General features: G+C 66.6%; 17 protein-coding genes. 4 read left to right on the top strand and 13 right to left on the bottom strand.

Features of this window, described 5'->3' with window-relative positions; all coding sequences use genetic code 11:
- Nucleotides 1-77: 77 nt before the first annotated feature.
- A complete protein-coding gene (locus ACIPK7_RS23555; RefSeq protein ID WP_401090523.1) occupies nucleotides 78-398 on the bottom strand; it encodes a DUF2025 family protein in 321 nt (106 codons plus the stop codon).
- 298 nt (nucleotides 399-696) lie between these two features.
- On the opposite strand from ACIPK7_RS23555, the gene sfnG reads away from it, so the two are divergent.
- Nucleotides 697-1791 carry a dimethylsulfone monooxygenase SfnG gene (sfnG, locus tag ACIPK7_RS23550; RefSeq protein WP_401090521.1) on the top strand — a complete coding sequence of 365 codons (1095 nt, stop codon included), beginning with the start codon at nucleotides 697-699 and terminating at the stop codon, nucleotides 1789-1791.
- Between the two features lie 162 nt (nucleotides 1792-1953).
- Here the strand turns inward: sfnG and ubiM are convergent, their stop codons facing one another.
- The 8 genes from ubiM to ACIPK7_RS23510 form a co-directional block, all read right to left on the bottom strand.
- Nucleotides 1954-3126, bottom strand: a complete 1173-nt coding sequence (ubiM, locus tag ACIPK7_RS23545; RefSeq protein ID WP_192434658.1) for a 5-demethoxyubiquinol-8 5-hydroxylase UbiM — start codon at nucleotides 3124-3126, stop codon at nucleotides 1954-1956.
- Nucleotides 3127-3250: 124 nt separating this feature from the next.
- Nucleotides 3251-4369: a sigma-54 interaction domain-containing protein gene (locus tag ACIPK7_RS23540; protein WP_401090519.1), complete on the bottom strand. Its 1119-nt coding sequence runs from the start codon at nucleotides 4367-4369 to the stop codon at nucleotides 3251-3253.
- Nucleotides 4366-5550 (bottom strand): acyl-CoA dehydrogenase family protein, encoded by a 1185-nt coding sequence (locus tag ACIPK7_RS23535; RefSeq protein ID WP_401090517.1) that lies wholly within the window; start codon nucleotides 5548-5550, stop codon nucleotides 4366-4368. Before ACIPK7_RS23535 ends, ACIPK7_RS23540 begins: the two co-directional genes overlap by 4 nt.
- Before the next feature lie 72 nt (nucleotides 5551-5622).
- Nucleotides 5623-6768: an FMNH2-dependent alkanesulfonate monooxygenase gene (gene ssuD, locus ACIPK7_RS23530; RefSeq protein ID WP_192434652.1), complete on the bottom strand. Its 1146-nt coding sequence runs from the start codon at nucleotides 6766-6768 to the stop codon at nucleotides 5623-5625.
- Between the two features lie 10 nt (nucleotides 6769-6778).
- A complete protein-coding gene (gene msuE, locus ACIPK7_RS23525; protein ID WP_192434650.1) occupies nucleotides 6779-7336 on the bottom strand; it encodes an FMN reductase in 558 nt (185 codons plus the stop codon).
- Between the two features lie 165 nt (nucleotides 7337-7501).
- Nucleotides 7502-8617: a saccharopine dehydrogenase family protein gene (locus ACIPK7_RS23520; protein ID WP_401090515.1), complete on the bottom strand. Its 1116-nt coding sequence runs from the start codon at nucleotides 8615-8617 to the stop codon at nucleotides 7502-7504.
- Nucleotides 8618-8666: 49 nt separating this feature from the next.
- Complete coding sequence (locus ACIPK7_RS23515; RefSeq protein WP_192434646.1) at nucleotides 8667-9068, bottom strand: GFA family protein; 402 nt, start codon at nucleotides 9066-9068, stop codon at nucleotides 8667-8669.
- 180 nt (nucleotides 9069-9248) lie between these two features.
- Nucleotides 9249-10388: an ATP-NAD kinase family protein gene (locus ACIPK7_RS23510; RefSeq protein WP_192211237.1), complete on the bottom strand. Its 1140-nt coding sequence runs from the start codon at nucleotides 10386-10388 to the stop codon at nucleotides 9249-9251.
- A 247-nt stretch (nucleotides 10389-10635) separates the two neighbouring features.
- On the opposite strand from ACIPK7_RS23510, the gene ACIPK7_RS23505 reads away from it, so the two are divergent.
- Entirely contained in the window at nucleotides 10636-10818 is a 183-nt protein-coding gene (locus ACIPK7_RS23505) for a PA1571 family protein (protein ID WP_045207896.1), read from the top strand.
- 21 nt (nucleotides 10819-10839) lie between these two features.
- On the opposite strand, the gene pdxB is transcribed toward ACIPK7_RS23505, so the two are convergent.
- On the bottom strand, nucleotides 10840-11988 hold the full coding sequence (gene pdxB, locus ACIPK7_RS23500; protein WP_401090512.1) for a 4-phosphoerythronate dehydrogenase PdxB: 1149 nt from the start codon (nucleotides 11986-11988) through the stop codon (nucleotides 10840-10842).
- A gap of 143 nt (nucleotides 11989-12131) precedes the next feature.
- Between pdxB and ACIPK7_RS23495 the strand changes: the two genes are divergently transcribed.
- Entirely contained in the window at nucleotides 12132-13535 is a 1404-nt protein-coding gene (locus ACIPK7_RS23495) for an MATE family efflux transporter (RefSeq protein ID WP_081516751.1), read from the top strand.
- 133 nt (nucleotides 13536-13668) lie between these two features.
- Here the strand turns inward: ACIPK7_RS23495 and rhtA are convergent, their stop codons facing one another.
- Nucleotides 13669-14544, bottom strand: a complete 876-nt coding sequence (gene rhtA, locus ACIPK7_RS23490) for a threonine/homoserine exporter RhtA (RefSeq protein ID WP_081516750.1) — start codon at nucleotides 14542-14544, stop codon at nucleotides 13669-13671.
- A gap of 52 nt (nucleotides 14545-14596) precedes the next feature.
- On the opposite strand from rhtA, the gene ACIPK7_RS23485 reads away from it, so the two are divergent.
- Entirely contained in the window at nucleotides 14597-15199 is a 603-nt protein-coding gene (locus tag ACIPK7_RS23485; protein ID WP_081516749.1) for a helix-turn-helix domain-containing protein, read from the top strand.
- Between the two features lie 116 nt (nucleotides 15200-15315).
- On the opposite strand, the gene phnX is transcribed toward ACIPK7_RS23485, so the two are convergent.
- Both phnX and ACIPK7_RS23475 read right to left on the bottom strand, forming a co-directional pair.
- The gene (phnX, locus tag ACIPK7_RS23480) at nucleotides 15316-16143 is read right to left on the bottom strand and encodes a phosphonoacetaldehyde hydrolase (protein ID WP_401090509.1); all 828 of its coding nucleotides are present in this window, start codon (nucleotides 16141-16143) and stop codon (nucleotides 15316-15318) included.
- A 32-nt stretch (nucleotides 16144-16175) separates the two neighbouring features.
- Nucleotides 16176-17291 (bottom strand): 2-aminoethylphosphonate--pyruvate transaminase, encoded by a 1116-nt coding sequence (locus ACIPK7_RS23475; protein ID WP_401090507.1) that lies wholly within the window; start codon nucleotides 17289-17291, stop codon nucleotides 16176-16178.
- Between the last annotated feature and the right edge of the window lie 36 nt (nucleotides 17292-17327).

Here is a 17327-nt window from a genome sequence, read left to right as displayed (position 1 = left end):
GGTCAGGGAGCTCGAAATCGCTGGCGCGCGGCTTCAGATAAGGACAGTTGCTCCTGCGAATCCTGCTCGCCGGGTGCTCACTTCAACCGACGCTCGGCGGCAATTTCCGGCAGGTCGGTGCGACGCAGGTAGGTGAGCAGCGCCTCGTTGAGGTTCAGGCGGTCGTGGATGTTCTGCTCGGCAAGAATCTGCAGGCACTCGCGGCTCAGGGTCATCACTACGCCGTTTTTCGGTGCCCAGACGAACTCGCAGGCCGGGCGGATACTGTCCTCGGCCACGTCCATGCCGAAGGAGTCTTCGCTGAAGCGCACGATGTACTTGCCGGTCTTGAGGTTGAAGCCGACGAAGCCGGACAGCCCGTCGGCGGCGTTGCAGATATCGCTGGAAGTGATGGCCATGCTGCCCCCTGGATTTGTTCTGTTATGGATTCGCACGCAGGAGGTCCCCGCTTCTGTGAGCGGGTGAACTTCGAATTCTGACAGCCTTGCCGGCGCCTGCTCAGGGGCCGGTTGTCGCACCCGGTACTGTTGCCTGACCAACACTTGCCCAGCAGCGATGCGCCGTGCGGAACACCCGCCGCTGTCCCGGCCAAACGCCAAGCTGCTGATCCTGCGTGAATTTCCCCGCGTGGCACGGCTTTCGCTCTGCACACCCTGCGGCACCTTCGCCGCTGTGCAGCCCCGAGGAGCCCGAGCCATGAGCCAACAACCGATCCGCTTCGCCTACTGGGTCCCCAACGTCAGTGGCGGCCTGGTGGTCAGCAAGATCGAGCAGCGCACCCACTGGGACATCGACTACAACCGCCAGCTCGCGCGCATCGCCGAGGACGCGGGGTTCGACTACGCGCTAACGCAGATTCGCTTCACCGCCGGCTACGGCGCCGAGTACCAGCACGAGTCGGTGGCCTTCAGCCACGCCCTCCTGGGCGCCACGGAAAAGCTCAAGGTGATCGCCGCCATCCTCCCCGGCCCCTGGACGCCCGCGCTGGCGGCCAAGCAACTGGCGACCATCGACCAGCTCACTGGCGGGCGCATCGCAGTGAACATCGTCAGCGGCTGGTTCAAGGGAGAGTTCCAGGCCATCGGCGAACCCTGGCTGGAGCATGACGAGCGCTACCGCCGCTCGGAGGAATTCATCCGCGCCCTGAAGGGCATCTGGACCCAGGACAACTTCAGCTTCCACGGCGACTTCTACCGCTTCCACGACTACAACCTGAAGCCCAGGCCGCTGCAGCGCCCGCACCCGGAAATCTTCCAGGGCGGTAGCTCGCGGGCCGCGCGTGACATGGCTTCACGAGTCTCCGACTGGTACTTCACCAACGGCAACAGCGTGGAAGGGATCAAGGCACAGGTGGACGACATCCGCGAAAAGGCCGCGGCCAACGGTCACTCGGTGAAGATCGGGGTGAACGCCTTCGTCATCGCCCGCGATACCGAGGAGGAAGCCCGCGCAGTGCTCGCCGAGATCATCGATAAGGCCGACCCGGAAGCGGTGAATGCCTTCGGCCATGCCGCCAAGCAGGCTGGCGCCGCCTCGCCGGAAGGCGAAGGCAACTGGGCGAAGTCCAGCTTCGAGGACCTGGTGCAGTACAACGATGGATTCAAGACCAACCTGATCGGCACGCCGCAGCAGATCGCCGAGCGCATCGTCGCGCTCAAGGCGGTGGGCGTGGACCTGGTGCTGGCGGGCTTCCTGCACTTTCAGGAAGAGGTGCGCTACTTCGGCGAGAAGGTGCTACCACTGGTGCGCGAGTTGGAGCAGAAGAAGGCACGGCGGACCGAGGCGGCCTGAGGCGTCAGGTGCCACGCCGTTCGCGCGCAAGCTCTCCTACCGTTCCCGGAATATCCGGTGCGCTTTTCGTAGGAGCGAGCTTGCTAGCGAACGCTTTTACGTCAGCCCCGCAGGGCGCATAACGCCTACGGCGTTATCCGCCCTACAGGCAAGCACCTGTGATCAGGCGCCCTGTGTCAGGTGCCGGGCAATCGCCGTGCGCAGCGGCGGCAGGTTCTGCGCCAGGCGCAGGCCGGCGTTGCGCAGCAGGCGTACCGGCGGACGTGGGTCGGTGTACATGCCGACGATCAGCCGAGTGGCCTGGTACAGCGGCCAAGTCGCTAGACGGTGGGCCATGGCATAGCGACGTAGCGGCCAAACGCCGCCGATATCGCCGCCACGGCGATGGGTCGAGAGGATTTCGTTGGCCAGCCGCCGCTGGCTCTGCAGGCCAAAGTTGAAGCCGTGCGCGGTGACCGGGTGCATGCCGACAGCGGCATCGCCGATCAGTGCGCTGCGCGGGCCGACGAAGCGATCCGAATACACGCCCACCAGCGGGTAGCTGTGGCGCGGGCCGAGCAACTGCATGCCGCCCAGGCGACGGTCGAAGCGGCGCTCCATTTCGTGGGCGAAAGCCTTCTCGTCCAGCTCCAGAAGCGGCGCCATCTCGCGCTGCGGCAAGGTCAGCACCACCGAAGAGCGGTCACCGTTGATCGGCAGCAGTGCCAGGGTCTGGCCGTAGCCGAACCATTCCCAGGCGATGTTGTGGTGCGGTTTATCGTGGGCCATGCGGCAGACCATCATGGTCTTGCCGAAGTCCTCCATGTGCGCGCCGATGCCAAGCATGCGGCGGGTCTCGGAGAAGCGGCTGTCGGCCGCCACCAACAGGCGCGCATGGACGCGGCTGTCGTCGTCCAGGGTCAGCGACACACCGTCCTGCTGCACCTGCAGCGTACGCAGCGCGCGGCCGCAGACCAACGAGACGTCCGGGCAGTCGTGCACCGCGTCGAAGGCAGCGCGGCGGATCATCTGGTTGGACACGAAGTAGCCCAACTGCTCGGCGCCGGCTTGCTCGGCCTCGATGCGCAGGGTGAACAGCGAGGGGCCATTGAGCACCTGGGCATCGCGTAGCGGCGAGACTTCCTGCGGGTCGATCCGCGACCACATGCCCAGCCGCTGGAGCTCGGCCCGGGAAGCGTGGGTCAGCGCAATCTCCCTGCCGTCCTCGGCGGGCTCGGCCACGGCGGCCAGCGGCTGGCGGTCGATCAGCAGGATCGACAGGCCGTTGCCCGACAGTGAGCGGGCCAGGCAAAGCCCGGCAGGGCCGGCACCGACGATGGCGATGTCCACGTGCATGGAAGACTCCTTTCGCGAGGGATGGGCGGTCCCGGAGTCTAGGCTGGCCACTGGCCGGTTTCGTTGCCGTGGATCAGTGGCCCGCGGCGAATACCTCCAAATAGACGGGCCTGAACGGACCGGCCTAGATGGACAGCCGCACGCCTCGCTGCGGATCAATCGCCGTCGCGCCCCGGCGCTTGTTCACCACCAGTTCGCCGATCTCGATCAGCCGCGTGCGCGTGACGTTGCGGCTCAGGCCGAGCAGATTGGCGGTGTGCACCTGGTTGCAGTGGCAGAAGCGATAGGCTGCGCGCAGCAACGCATCCTCCACCCGTGCATGCAGATTGCCGCCCTGCTCCTCGAACAGCCGCTGGAAGGCCTGCTGGAGAATCTGCTCGGCGCCCAGGGACTGCAGCCGTGGCTCCTCGCTGCGTTCTATACGCAGGTTGGACAGGTGCAGGTCTTCCGCGCGCACCACGCCGTCGCGGCAGATCAGCAACGTATGGTGGATGACGTTTTCCAGCTCGCGGATGTTGCCCGGCCACGAATAGCTGCGCAGCTTCTGCGCGGCCTCCGCGCTCAGCTGGCTCTGCCCGTAGCCCAGGCGCCGGCTGTACTCGGCGATGAAGTGGCGGGTGAGCGGGAGGATGTCGCCGGGCCGCTCGCGCAGCGGCGACAGCTCCAGGCTGACCACGTTGAGGCGGTAGTAGAGGTCCTCGCGGAAATGCCCGGCATTGATCGCCTTCTCCAGTTGCACATTGGTGGCCGCCAGCACCCGCACGTTGATCGGGATGCTCTTGCGCGAGCCCAGGCGCACCACTTCGCGCTCCTGCAGCACGCGCAGCAGCTTGACCTGGATCGGCATCGGCAGGTCACCGATCTCATCGAGGAACAGCGTGCCGCCGTCGGCCTCCTCGAACCAACCGGCCTTGGCCGCCAGCGCGCCGGTGAAAGCGCCCTTCTCGTGGCCGAACAGCTCCGCTTCCACCAGAGATTCGGAAAAAGCCCCGCAGTTCACCGCGACAAACGGTCCCCCGCGCCGCGCACTGAGGTTATGGATGTGCCGCGCCACGAGCTCCTTGCCAGTGCCAGTCTCGCCGATGATCAGCACGCTCGCTTCGCTGGGCGCAACCTGCTGCAGATGGTCGAGCAGCGCCTGGGATTTGGGATCCTCGAAGACCTGGGCGGTGGCGCGGATGGAGGTCGCCAGCGCGGGGGACTTGGGCAGGGTCAGGAGACCCTCGGGGGTGGTTGCGTTCATGAGTAGAAAGTCGGTTGCGGCAATTGTTGGTTCAGCGCCCAGTCGCCCAGTTCGCGGACCTTGTAGTCCACCGGGTCATGCAGGGTCTGTGTGCGCAGGTTGCGCCAGTAGCGGTCGATGCGCAGCGCCGCATGGGTGGAGCGCGCGCCGGTGACTTCGAACAGGCGGTTGCAGATCTCCAGTCCGTTGCGGGTCGCCGCGACCTTGGCGGTGGCAATGGCCACAGCCAGGCGTCCACGCTCTTCGGCATCCAGCGCGGCCCCTTTGCCCCAGGCTTCGTCGAGCAGTTGCGCGGCACGGCGCACCAGTAGGCGCGTGCTTTCCAGGCCGACCCAGAACTCGCCGTAGTGCGCGAGCACGTAGGGGTCTTCTCCCACCGTCGCAGCGCTGGAACGGAACCATGGGCGGGCTTCCTTGAGCGTGTACTGCCGCGCCTCTTCGAATGCACCTTCGGCGATGCCGAGGAAGACATGGGTAAAGATCAGCTGGGCGATCAGCGGGCGCAGGCAGGCGAAAGGCGTGCTCAGCGGGCCAGGGTCGAGCAACAGCTCGCTCTCCTCCACCCGCACCCGCTCGAAGGTGGCGCTGCCGCTGTCGGTCTGGCGCTGGCCCATGTTGTCCCAGTCGTGGGCCAGGCTGATGCCGCTGCGCGCGGTGGGGATGGCGGCGATCAGCAGCTTGCCGCCCTCGCCGTCCAGCGCCGAGGCGATGAGCATCTGCGAATCCAGCGCGCCGGAGCAGAAGCTCTTGCGCCCGGAAAACTCACGCCAACCGGCGAAGGTGCGCGACACCGTGCGAGTATCCAGCGGGTTGAGTGCGTTGCCCCAGAACCATTGGTTGCGCGCGGTCAGCTCAAACCATGGCTGCCACTGCTCGGGGCGGGAAAACAGGCGCACGGTGGCCAGCATCAGATGCTGGAAACCGAATACGTGGGCGATGGAGCTGTCGACCACGGCGAACTGACGGACGATATCCAGCGTGGTGCTCCAGTCGGCGCCCAGGCCGCCATATTCGCTGGGGATGATCAGCGACAGCAGGCCGCTCTGGCGCAGCGCGTCGCGCTCGGTCTTCGGCGTGCCGCCACGGATGTCGCGCTCGGCGGCGGTTTCGGCGAAGCCCGCGGCCAGGCGCTGGGCTATCTGCCCAGGTGTCTGTGCGTCGAGATGCGTCTTGGCATTCACGCGCTCTTCCTCTTGAGTCTGTTCAGGGCAAGCCGGGCCCATGCCCGGCAAGTCGGGGCGCGGTGCGCCGGTTCAGCCGGCTTTACGTCCGGGCAACACGTCGTTGGCGATCATTTCGCCGAAGGGCCCGGTGAGGTTGGTCACCCCGCGCCCGGCCAGGCTCGCATAGGGCTCGGGCAGCAACGGGAACACCAGTTCGGCGAAGCGGTAGGCCTCTTCCAGATGCGGGTAGCCGGAGAAGATGAAGCTGTCTATCCCCAGGTCCGCGTACTCCTTGATGCGCTCGGCAACCTGCTGCGGATCGCCCACCAGCGCGGTGCCGGCGCCGCCACGCACCAGGCCGACGCCGGCCCAGAGGTTGGGGTAGATTTCCAGCTGGTCGCGGCGCCCGCCGTGCAGCGCGGCCATCCGCCGCTGGCCTTCGGAGTCGAAGCGGGCGAAGGATTTCTGCGCGTTGGCGATGGTCTCGTCGGAGATGTTGGCGATCAGCTTGTCGGCGGCCTGCCAGGCCTCTTCAGCGGTTTCGCGGACGATCACGTGCAGGCGGATGCCGAACTTCACGCTGCGACCCTGCTTCGCGGCCCTCTCGCGCACGTCGGCGATCTTCTGAGCGACCGCCTGCGGCGGCTCGCCCCAGGTCAGGTAGACGTCCACCTGCTCGGCAGCCAGGTCGTGGGCTTCGGCCGAGGAACCACCGAAATACAGTGGCGGATAGGGCTTCTGGATCGGCGGATAGAGCGCCTTGGCGTTCTCCACCTGCAGGTGCTTGCCGGCGAAGTCCACCGATTCGCCCTGCAGCACGCGGCGCCAGATGCGCAGGAATTCGTCGGTGACTTCATAGCGCTCGGCGTGGCTGAGGTGGATGCCATCGCCACGGTTTTCATCCGGGTCACCCCCGGTGACCACATTGATCAGCAGCCGGCCGCCGGAGAGGCGATCCAGGGTCGCGGCCATGCGCGCGGACACGGTCGGCGAAATGATGCCAGGACGAATCGCCACCAGATAGCGCAGGCGCTCGGTCAGCGGCGCCAAGGCCGAGGCTACGACCCAGGAGTCCTCGCAGGAACGGCCGGTGGGAATCAGTACGCCGTAGTAGCCGAGGGAATCGGCGGCCTGGGCGATCTGCTTCAGATAAGGCAGCGACACCGGGCGTGCGCCCTCGCTGGTGCCGAGGAAGTGGCCATCGCCGTGGGTGGGCAGGAACCAGAACACGTTCATCGCGGGCTCCTCAGGCGGTCTTGCGCAATTGCGGGCGGGCGAACAGCGGCGCGGCGCGCTCGGCGGCCAGCTGGATGCGGGCGCGCAGGGTATCGCTGGTGATCTGGTAGTTGGCGAAATCCGCTTCGCTGGCATACACGCCGATCGGCAGCGTGATCGACTGGAAGAAGCTGAACAGCGGGCGCAGCTGGTGGTCGAGAACCAACGCGTGGCGCTCGCTGCCGCCGGTGGCGGCGAGCAGTACCGGGGTGTCGATCAAGGCGTTCATGTCCACCAGGTCGAACAGGTGCTTGAGCAGGCCCGGATAGGAGCCGCGGTAGACCGGCGAGGCAACCACCAGCAGGTCGGCGGTCTCGATCTCGCGCAGGGTGGCTTCCAGCTCGGCAGAGAGCTCCTGGCGCGACAGCGCAGCACCCAGCGGGCGGGCGATGTCGGCCAGTTCGATGATCTGGGCTTGCACCGGAAGCTGTCCGCCGAGGGCGTCGAGCACGGCCTGGGTGAGCACCAGGGTGCGCGAGGGGCGATAGGTGCCGCCGGAGACGGCGACCACTTTGATGGGGCTGGTCATGGGTTTTCCCTGTTGACTGTTGCGCTAGGTACAGAAGCCTTGAGCAAGGGCCGTACCAACAGGGAAATGTATGATTTTCGGGCACTTCAGCCGGTTTTTCCGGCGTTTCATGTCACTCAGGCAACAACGCTGCTGATCGACTGTTGCTTGGGCAACAGTCTGTGATCAATGCACAGCCAGCTCGCGCAGACCGTGGGAGATGTCCAGCCCTTCCAGTTCCGCCACGTATTCATCCGTGGTGAGCAGGCCGATACAGGGAGTCGCGCCGCGCTGCCGCAGCTGCCCGGCGGCCAGCTTGCGTGCCAGCGCCACCGCCGCCATGCAGGGGATGTTCGGGCCATGGTCCTGCTGCGCGAGGATTTCCCAACACAGCGCCAGCGGTTTGCCTTCACCATCGATGCCCTGCAGGTGGACGAACATGCCGCTGCGCCCGTCGCCCAACGGCTCCATCGCCACGGCCATGCGATGCAGACCGGCGCCCAGGCGCGCGGCATCCTTCACCAGTCCCGCACGCACCAGCCACGACAGGCCCCAGGTGCCGAACTGGGTGAGCTTCAGGCCGAGACCGGCGGAGAAGCGCACGTCCTGTACGCCGGGGTAACGCTGCGGGAACAGGTCGAGGTCCGGCACATCACAGTGGGCCAGCCAGCGTTTGCCCAGTGGGGCGGGAAAACGGTGGTGATTAAGTCCTTGCCAGCCATGCACGTCCTGCCAGCGGCCCTGGCGCCACTGGCGCAATGGCTTGCCACAATAGCCCAGCACCGCGGAGACCGTGGCCTGGCCGGGAATCTTCGCCGATGAGCTGATGCCGTGATGGATGCTGTCCAGGCGCTGGAAGCGTGGCAGCAGTTCGTCGATCACCGAGGCGGCCAGCGCGGGTACCGAGCTGGCGCCGCTGCACACCAGCACCCCGGCGCTGCGCGCGGCGCGGTCGAGTTCCTGGATGCCGCAGACGAACTGGCGGGCGTCGGCCAGGTCGATGTAGTGCGCGCGGGCGCCGATGGCGGCGCGGGCAACGCGGTAGTCCTGGCCCTGGAAAGGTCCTGCGGTGGAAATCACCAGGTCGACCTTCAGTTCATTGAGGCGACCGGCCAGCGTCGGCTGGTTCATGTCCAGGCATACCGGCTCGCCGCCCACCTGCGCGGCGAGTTCATTGGCGCGGCGCTGGTCGCGCCCGCCCACCAGCACGCGGACGCCGTCGATGCCGCTCAGGCGGCGGACGATCAGGCTGCCGAAGTTGCCGTAACCGCCGAGCACCAGCACGCGAAATTTCCGTTCCATTCCCACTGACCCTGTAACTCCCTGACTGCTGCTGGCGGGGCCAGCTCCTTTATCCCGGCTTGGCACCGCCGTAGCGGGGCAGATTGTCCTCCAGCGGCCACCAATTGGCGCGGGAATCGACGTAGTAATGCGCTTCGAGCTTTGTCCGCAAAGGCTCGTCCAGGGTTCCCGCACGCACGCGCAATGTTTCCGGCAGCGCATCACGAGCGCTGTAGATCGGTGAGCCGCAGGTGCTGCAGAAGACCCGTTTCTTTTCCGGCGTGGCACGGTGCTCGGCCAGCGCTGACTCACCGCTGAGCAGGCGGAACGCCGAGCGCTGCACCGGGATATTGGTGGCGAACGGCCCGCCCTGCGCCTTGCGGCACTGACTGCAATGGCAGACCTGGATCGGCGCCAGCTCACCGCTGATTTCGTAGCGCACCGCGCCGCACAGACAACCGCCCGAATGCATGCCCTGCCCCCTCTTCCGGTTTCACGGAGCGAAGGAGTCTAGATCAGGCTTGGTTACCTGCACCACCGTGCCGAGGAGTGGTTGTTGAGTTTTCTCGGCCCCGATCTCACCGCGTGCGGCCTTATGGATGCCAGCACCACCACACCCGTAGGGCGGATAACGTCTCAGGCGTCATTCGCCCTACGCTGGCAGCTCGTCTTCGCTGCCCCAACCCAGCGGATAGAGCAGCTCTTCCTTGTAGCCCGCCCACACCCGCACTGCCGCCGGGAAGCTCGCGTCCAGCCCGGCGTCACCACTGTCCACTAGCAGCGGCCGGCCCTCGAGGGTGCCGAGCTTGCGCTTGGTGGCAATCACCCGCAGTCGCTCGATGCCGATGGCGCGCAGCACGCGCGGGCTGATCTGCTGGTTGCCGCGCCCAAGAATGTGGCCCTGACCACCGATGGCAGTCACCAGCAGGAAGGCCGGGTGCCCGTCCACCAGCTCGAACAGCTGCGCCTCGGTGACGTCGCGGGCGATCACTTCGCCGTTCTCGATCACATCCACGCCCAGCAGGGTGGTGTCCAGGTGCAGGTCGGCAGCCAGCCCGTGCAGCGTCGAGCCGGGGCCGAAGACGTAACGCACATCGTCCTCCCAGCTGTCCTCCAGCCAGGCGGCGAGATCGGCGAGCACCAGCTCCTCGGTCTCCATGCCGGCCTGCTTCACGTGCTGCATGAAGTGGCCTTCCTCGGGCACCGTCAGTTCGGCGTACCAGCGCGCGGCGACGCGTCCCTCACGCAGCGCGGCTTCGTCGAGATCGCGCACTTCACCCTGGGTCAGGCGCACCAGCCCGCCATCCACCAGCCGCCGCGCCAGCTCCCCGGCCGCGCGCGGGCTGATGGTGTAGACCCCGGAATGGATCTTCACCCCGGCGGGAATGCCCAGCACCGGCTGGCCTTCGCGGGCCACCTCGGCCACATCCCGCGCGGTGCCGTCGCCACCGGCAAAGAGAATCAGCGCCACGCCGGCCTCCTGCAGCGCCTGCACGGCGTGACGGGTATCCGCCGCGCTGCTCTGCTCTTTCTCCAGCGCCCCAACCAGGCGATGGGCGAAGCCCATGTCCGCCAGCAGGTCGGCGCCCATCGGGCCGGGAAAGGTGAGGAACTCCAGGCGCTCGCGCACCGGCAGCAGGTGCTCCAGGGCAACCCGCGTGCGTTCCGCCGCCCGTGGTTCGGCGCCGCGGGCCAGGGCCAGCGCGGCCACGCCATCGCTGCCCTTGAGCGCGGTCGGGCCGCCGATACCGGCCAGCGGATTGATGATCAGCCCTATGCGAATCCTGTCCATACTCAACCTCGAGGGAAACTTCTTCGAACCACCGGCGCAACGCCGGGTCGGACCAGGGAAGCGGCAACTCCACTGACTATAACGACAAGCAAACGACCGGGGACCTCGCGATTGGCACGCAATCTGCGAGCGATCGGGTCGTCTGTCTTCGGTGACGATTTTCAGGCGCTGCCCTTGGCCGCCTCTGTCACCGGGGTTTCATCTGATCTGCCTAGACTGCAATGCACTGATGTAGAGGAGATTGGCCATGAGCCTGCAAACCCACCGTGAATCCGCCCCCCGCCCCACTCCGCGCCAGCCGCAACAGCCGGTCGGCGGCTCGATCATCGATGCCCAGGGCCGTGAAGTGCCGATTACCGAAGACATGATCCAGCGCGCCTGCCAGGAACTGGACAAGACCTGCGAGCCGCCACGCCGCCAAGCGGAATAACAGCGCGGCAGCACGTACGCCCTACTCCCCGACCCGGTTGGCCCCCAGCGCGGTCAGCAGGCTTTCCAGGCGCGGCGAATCGCCCTGGATGTCTACCCACAGCCCGGTGATTTCCCGGCGCGGCGGGTAGTGCTTGCGCAGCGCGTCGAAAGCCGCCCGCCGGGTCTGGGTGTCTCCGATCAGACTGCGACGGAAATCGGCGTCATCGCTGCGCGGGTCGTACACCGCGCGGCAGAGCATGGCCAGCGCCCAGCCCGGGTCGCACTCTTCCTTCAAGCTCAGTTCTGCCAGCCATTGAGCTGGCAGCAGGTCGTCGAGATCAACGGTCGGTGCGCACTTCTGCCAGGCGCAGAAAGCCTCGTAGATCTGCGCCGTGCCGCGCAACTTGCCATCAAGGCTGTAGCCGGCGATGTGCGGGGTAGCGATGCGGCAGTGCTGGGCCAGTTGCACGTTCACTTCCGGCTCGCCCTCCCAGACGTCCAGTGCCACGTCGATATCCGCGCCGGACTCCAGGTGAATACGCAGCGCCGTATTGTCGACCACGCCACCCCGGCTTGCGTTGATCAGCCAGGTCCCCGGACGCAACGCCTTCAGGCGCGCGGCGTCGATCAGGTGGCGCGTCGAGTGCTCACCCTCGCGGGTCAGCGGCGTGTGCAGGCTGATCACGTCGCACTCGCGCAGCACTTCTTCCAGGCTGCGGAAATCACCCCCTTCGGCAGCGGCGCGCGGCGGGTCGCAGACGCGCACGTCCCAGCCCAATCCGCGCAGCACATCCACCAGGCGACCACCCACCTGCCCGGCACCGATCACGCCATAGCGGCGTTCGGAGAGCTTGGCGCCGTGTACGTCGGCCAGCGCCAGCAGGCTGCCCAGCACCCAGTCCACCACACCGCGGGCGTTGCAACCCGGCGCGCTGGACCAGGCGATGCCGGCCTCGGCGAAGTAGTCCAGGTCCAAGTGATCGGTGCCGATGGTGCAGGTGCCGACGAACTTCACCTGGCTGCCCTGGAGCAGCTCACGGCTGACGTCCGTCACCGAGCGCACCAGTAATACTTCGGCATCACCCAGGGCGGCGCGGTCGATCCCGCGTCCGGGCAGGCGACGGATGTCGCCATGGGCGCCGAAGAAGGCTTCGACCAGGGGAATATTTTCATCGGCAAGGATACGCATGGACTGACTCCAGAAATCGTCACCGGCTACTTTACCAGCGCCGTTGCGCGCGGTCCCGCGCCACACACGCCAGGCTTTGCTGCCCGGGCGGACAGCCCTTAAACTGGCCGGCTTCCCGTTCATTTCTTCTGCCAAGGAAAGCCGTGACCAGCCTCACCCAGCCCGTCTCCCGCGGACGGCGCACCGCCACCGAACTCAAGGAACTGCTGACCCTCGCAGCGCCCATCATGATCGCCCAGCTGGCAACCACCGCCATGGGCTTCGTCGATGCGGTGATGGCCGGCAGCGTGGGCCCGCGCGATCTGGCCGCGGTGGCACTGGGCAACTCGATCTGGATTCCGATCTTCCTGCTGATGACCGGCACCCTGCTCGCCACCACCGCCAAGGTGGCCCAGCGCTACGGCGCCGGCGACCAGGCCGGCACCGGCCCGCTGGTGCGCCAGGCGCTGTGGCTGGCGCTGCTGGTCGGCCCGCTGGCGGGGGCGACGCTGTGGCTGCTCTCCGAGCCGGTGCTGCGGGCGATGAAGGTCGAGGAAGCGCTGATCGAGCCGAGCTGCTTCTACCTGCGCGGCATCGCCTGCGGCCTGCCGGCGGTGGCGCTGTATCATGTGCTGCGCTGCTTCAGCGATGGCCTGGGGCGCACCCGGCCAAGCATGGTGCTGGGCATCTGCGGACTGATGCTGAACATCCCGATCAACTATGTGCTGATCTACGGCCACCTCGGCTTCCCGGCGCTGGGCGGCCCCGGCTGCGGCTGGGCCACCGGCTCGGTGATGTGGTTCATGCTGCTGGGCATGCTGGTCTGGGTGAACTGGGCGAAGGTCTACAAGCCGAGCCAGCTGTTCAGCCACTGGGAGCTGCCGAAGCCGCAGGTGATCGGCAGCCTCGTAGGGGTCGGCCTGCCCATCGGCATCGCGGTGTTCGCCGAGTCCAGCATCTTCTCGGTGATCGCCCTGCTGATCGGCGAACTCGGCGAGAAAGTGGTGGCGGGCCACCAGGTGGCGCTGAACTTCAGCGCACTGGTGTTCATGATCCCCTACTCGCTGGCCATGGCCGTGACCGTCCGCGTGGGGCAGTCGCTCGGTGCCGGTGCGCCGCGCGATGCTCGTTTCGCTGCCGGCGTGGGCATGGGCGCGGCACTGGCGTACGCCTGCGTTTCCGCCAGCGGCATGCTGCTGATGCGTGAGCATATCGCCGGGCTCTATACGCAGGACCCGGACGTGCTGGCGCTGGCCGCCACGCTGCTGGTGTTCTCGGCGCTGTTCCAGTTCTCCGACGCCGTACAGGTCACTGCCGCCGGCGCCCTGCGCGGCTACCAGGACACCCGCGCGACCATGATCATGACCCTGTTCGCCTACTGGGGCATCGGCCTGCCGGTGGGCTACAGCCTCGGCCTCACCCACTGGCTGCAGGAGCCCACCGGCCCGCGCGGCCTGTGGGAGGGCCTGATCGTCGGTCTGACCTGCGCCGCGGTGATGCTGTGCATCCGCCTGTCGCGCAGCGCCAGGCGGCAGATCGTGCTGAACGAGATGCGCACGGCGGGCTGATCGCCCACAACGCAGAAAGCCGCCCGAGGGCGGCTTTTTTATTTGGGAGTCGTGCAGGAAAAACACTGCGCTCCACCCATCCTACAAAAGCAAAAAGCCGCCCAAGGGCGGCTTCTTCGTAGCGCAGGGAGGATCAGTCGGTAACCAGCGCCGGCTTCGGCCGGCTGCTCAGCGTCGTGCCCACCGAGGCGACGATTATCGCGCCGATGGCGATCCACTGATGCGAAGTCAGCTGCTCGCCCAGGAACACCAGGCCGGACAGCGCGCCGAAGGCCGGCTCGATACTCATCAGGGTGCCGAAAGTCCGCGCCGGCAGGCGAGTCAGCGCCACCATTTCCAGGGTGTAGGGCAAGGCGCTGGAGAGGATCGCCACGCCCAGCAACGCCGGGAACAGGCTGATGTCGAACAGCGCCATGCCGCTGTGCGCAAGGCCGATGGGCGCCACGCAGATCGCCGCGATGCTGATACCCAGCGCAGCGCCCTGTGCGCCCAGGTCGTTACCGGCGCGCTGGCCGAAGATGATGTAGAGCCCCCAGCAGACGCCCGCCCCCAGCGCCAGCGCGGCGCCCTTGGGGTCGATGCCGTGGCCGAAGTCGGCGATCGGCAGAAGCAGGCCAAGGCCGACCACGGCGATGGCGATCCACAGGAAGTCGATCGGCTTGCGCGAATAGAACAGCGCGACTGCCAGCGGCCCGGTGAACTCCAGCGCCACGGCAACGCCCAGCGGAATGGTCTGCAGCGCCATGTAGAAGGTCAGGTTCATCAGGCCCAGCGTCACGCCGTAGATGAACAGCGGCTTGAGCGGCTTGCCGCGCAGCGAGGTGCGCCACGGGCGGAGGATCGCCAGCAGGAGGATGGCCGCGAAGATCAGGCGCATGGAGGTCACGCCTTCGGCGCCGAGCACCGGGAACAGGCTCTTGGCGACCGATGCGCCGGTCTGGATCGAGGCCATGGACACGATCAGGATGAGAATGGGGAAGGCAGTGGAAATAAAGCGAGAGCGAGGCATGATGCGGACCTGAACAGGCGTTGCAACGGTTGGGATTTCTTGGTTGACTGTTATGCGCAACATAATGCGCAAAAAGGCCAGAATGAGCAATATACTGCCCACTCCTTCCGAACGTCCCAGCGTGCTGGTGCACGTCGCCGATAACGTGAAGACGCACCGCCGCAATGCCGGCTTCAGCCAGGACGCGCTGGCCAAGGCATCGGGCGTCAGCCGGCGGATGCTGGTCGGCATCGAGAGCGGCGACACCAACGTCAGCCTCGCCACCCTCGACCGCATCGCCGCCGCCCTGACAGTCACCTTCGCCGACCTGGTTCGCCCGCCGTCCACCGGCGGCCTGTCCCGCGTCGACGCCGTCGCCTGGGGCGGCCAACAGGCCGACAGCCGCGGCACCCTCCTCGCCAGCACCCCCGCCACCCGTCAGGCCGAGCTCTGGCACTGGACGCTCGCCCCCGGCGACCGCTACAACGCCGAGCCCGATGCCGAAGGCTGGTACGACATGGCCTATGTCATCGAAGGCCGGCTGACCATCGTCCTTGCCGAGGAAACGGTGGAGGTCGACGCCGGCGGTTTCCACGTATTCAAGAGCAACCAGCCGTTTTCCTACCAGAACCATGGGGATGTGCTGGTGCGGTTTGTGCGGAACGTTGTGAACTGATTACTGCTGACAGTCGCGCCTGTCGGCGCTGATCGCGCGCATGGCCCGCGACCGTATGCACTACCCCCCATGAAAAAGGCCCGCACAAAGCGGGCCTTTTTCATGAACACCAGGCGTCAGTTGCCCTGCGGCATCTCACCCCGCGCCAGGCGCGCATTGATGTCGGCAATCACCGCCGGCAGTTCGGCGATGGTGTCGATCAGGTAGTGCGGGCGCGAGCCTTCGAACATCTGGCCGATGCGGCGACGTTCCTGCTCCAGTTTCTCCGCCGGCAGCGCCTTGTACTGCTCATAGGTCAGACCCAGGGCGTTGCCCGAGCAGGTCAGCGCCACGGTCCACATGCCGGCACTGCGGCCTTCGAGGATGCCCGGCCAGGTGTCATCGACCTTCACGCAGGCCGCCACGTCGTTGATGCCCAGGGCAATCACGTTGGCCAGTGCCTGGGCCGGGTGCGGACGGCCGTTGGGCACTTCATCGGTAGCGACCACATGGTCGGCGACGTAGCCGTTGATCTTCGCCAGGGCGACGACCTTCTCCATCACCACTGCGGGGTAGCCGGAGCAGGAACCGATCTTCAGACCGCCCTTGCGCAGCGCAGCGATGGCATCCAGCGCGCCGGGAATCAGCGCCGAGTGCTCGGCGATCTTCTCGATCTGCAACGGCATGAAGCGCTCGTAGATGGCGGTGACGTCATCGTCGCTCGGTACGCGACCGAACTTGGCCTTGTAACGTTCGGCGATGGCCGGGATGTCGCACAGGGTGCGGATGTGGTCCCACTTGCCCATGCCCATCGGGCCACGGGCTTCTTCCAGGCTGACCTGGACGCCGAACTCGGCGAAGGCCTCGACGAATATCTGGGTCGGCGCGAAGGAGCCGAAGTCGACCACGGTGCCGGCCCAGTCGAGGATGACGGCTTGCAGTTGCTTGGGTTGCTGGTAATTCATGGCGTTCAATCCTGTGAGAATTCGGGCGGGCGTCAGATTTCGAAGACTTCCATTTCCTTCAGCGTCTCGGCGATGGCCGCGACGGCGGCGCGTATGCCGCTGGCGTCGACCTGGCCGATGCAACCGACGCGGAAGGTTTCCACCTGGGTCAGCTTGCCCGGGTAGAGGATGAAGCCCTTCTCGCGCACCCGGTTGTAGAACTCGGTGAAGGTGTAGCGGGCGTCACTGGGGGCATGGAAGGTGACGATGATCGGCGCCTGGATCTCGGCCGGCAGGAAGCTGCGGAACCCCAGTTCGGCCATCTCCGCCAGCAGAGTCTGGCAATTGTTTGCGTAACGCTGATGACGGGCCGCGAGACCGCCCTCTTCCTCGTACTGGCTCAGCGCTTCGTGCAGCGCGGCCACCACGTGGGTCGGCGGGGTGAAGCGCCACTGACCTGTCTTGGCCATGTAGGCGTGCTGGTCCTGCAGGTCCATGGACAGCGAGTGGCAATTGCCGGCGCTGGCGTTCAGGGCGGTGCTGCGGGCGAAGACGAAGCCCATGCCCGGTACGCCTTCCAGGCATTTGCCGGAAGCGGCGATCAGCGCATCGAAGGGGATGTGGCGGGCGTCGATGTCCAGCGCGCCGAAGGAACTCATGGCATCGATGATCAGGCGCTTGCCGTGGGATTCGATGACCCTGGCGATCTCGGCCAGCGGGTTGAGGATGCCGGTGCTGGTTTCGCAGTGGATCAGCGCCACATGGGTGACGCTCGGGTCTGCGCTGAGCAGGCGGTCCACGTCGGCGGCGGTGGTCGGCACGTCTTCTTCGGTTTCGAAGGTGCTGAACTCGCGGCCGATCACCTGGCAGATCTTCGCCAGACGCTTGCCGTAGGCGCCGTTGATCAGCACCAGCACCTTGCCGTCACGCGGTACCAGGGTGCCGATGGCGGCTTCGACGGAGAAGGTGCCGCTGCCCTGCAGGGGCACGCAGGTGTGGCTCGCCTCGCCGTGGATGATCGCCAGCAGGCGCTTGCAGACGTCGGCGGTCAGGTCGTTGAAGTCGCGGTCCCAGGAGCCCCAGTCGACCATCATGGCGCGACGGGTGCGGGGGGACGTGGTCAGCGGACCGGGAGTCAGCAGGATGGGGGCTCGCTCGGCAGTGCTCATGCTCGATTCCTCTTTCTTGGGAACGTCGTCAGGGCT

Origin of the sequence: Pseudomonas sp. NPDC086581 (assembly GCF_044746165.1) — a bacterium.
GTDB lineage: Bacteria > Pseudomonadota > Gammaproteobacteria > Pseudomonadales > Pseudomonadaceae > Pseudomonas.
The sequence above is the reverse complement of the archived record's forward strand: the minus strand, read 5'-3'. Positions and strand labels throughout refer to the sequence as shown.

Coding starts and splice junctions, on each gene's coding strand:
- ACIPK7_RS23520 (WP_401090515.1), bottom strand. CDS start 8,617: ATGGAACGGAAATTTCGCGTGCTGGTGCTCGGCGGTTACGGCAACTTC.
- ACIPK7_RS23540 (WP_401090519.1), bottom strand. CDS start 4,369: ATGAACGCAACCACCCCCGAGGGTCTCCTGACCCTGCCCAAGTCCCCC.
- ACIPK7_RS23505 (WP_045207896.1), top strand. CDS start 10,636: ATGAGCCTGCAAACCCACCGTGAATCCGCCCCCCGCCCCACTCCGCGC.
- sfnG (WP_401090521.1), top strand. CDS start 697: ATGAGCCAACAACCGATCCGCTTCGCCTACTGGGTCCCCAACGTCAGT.
- ACIPK7_RS23510 (WP_192211237.1), bottom strand. CDS start 10,388: ATGGACAGGATTCGCATAGGGCTGATCATCAATCCGCTGGCCGGTATC.
- pdxB (WP_401090512.1), bottom strand. CDS start 11,988: ATGCGTATCCTTGCCGATGAAAATATTCCCCTGGTCGAAGCCTTCTTC.
- ubiM (WP_192434658.1), bottom strand. CDS start 3,126: ATGCACGTGGACATCGCCATCGTCGGTGCCGGCCCTGCCGGGCTTTGC.
- phnX (WP_401090509.1), bottom strand. CDS start 16,143: ATGAATTACCAGCAACCCAAGCAACTGCAAGCCGTCATCCTCGACTGG.
- ACIPK7_RS23485 (WP_081516749.1), top strand. CDS start 14,597: ATGCGCAACATAATGCGCAAAAAGGCCAGAATGAGCAATATACTGCCC.
- ssuD (WP_192434652.1), bottom strand. CDS start 6,768: ATGAACGTGTTCTGGTTCCTGCCCACCCACGGCGATGGCCACTTCCTC.
- msuE (WP_192434650.1), bottom strand. CDS start 7,336: ATGACCAGCCCCATCAAAGTGGTCGCCGTCTCCGGCGGCACCTATCGC.
- ACIPK7_RS23475 (WP_401090507.1), bottom strand. CDS start 17,291: ATGAGCACTGCCGAGCGAGCCCCCATCCTGCTGACTCCCGGTCCGCTG.
- ACIPK7_RS23555 (WP_401090523.1), bottom strand. CDS start 398: ATGGCCATCACTTCCAGCGATATCTGCAACGCCGCCGACGGGCTGTCC.
- ACIPK7_RS23515 (WP_192434646.1), bottom strand. CDS start 9,068: ATGCATTCGGGCGGTTGTCTGTGCGGCGCGGTGCGCTACGAAATCAGC.
- rhtA (WP_081516750.1), bottom strand. CDS start 14,544: ATGCCTCGCTCTCGCTTTATTTCCACTGCCTTCCCCATTCTCATCCTG.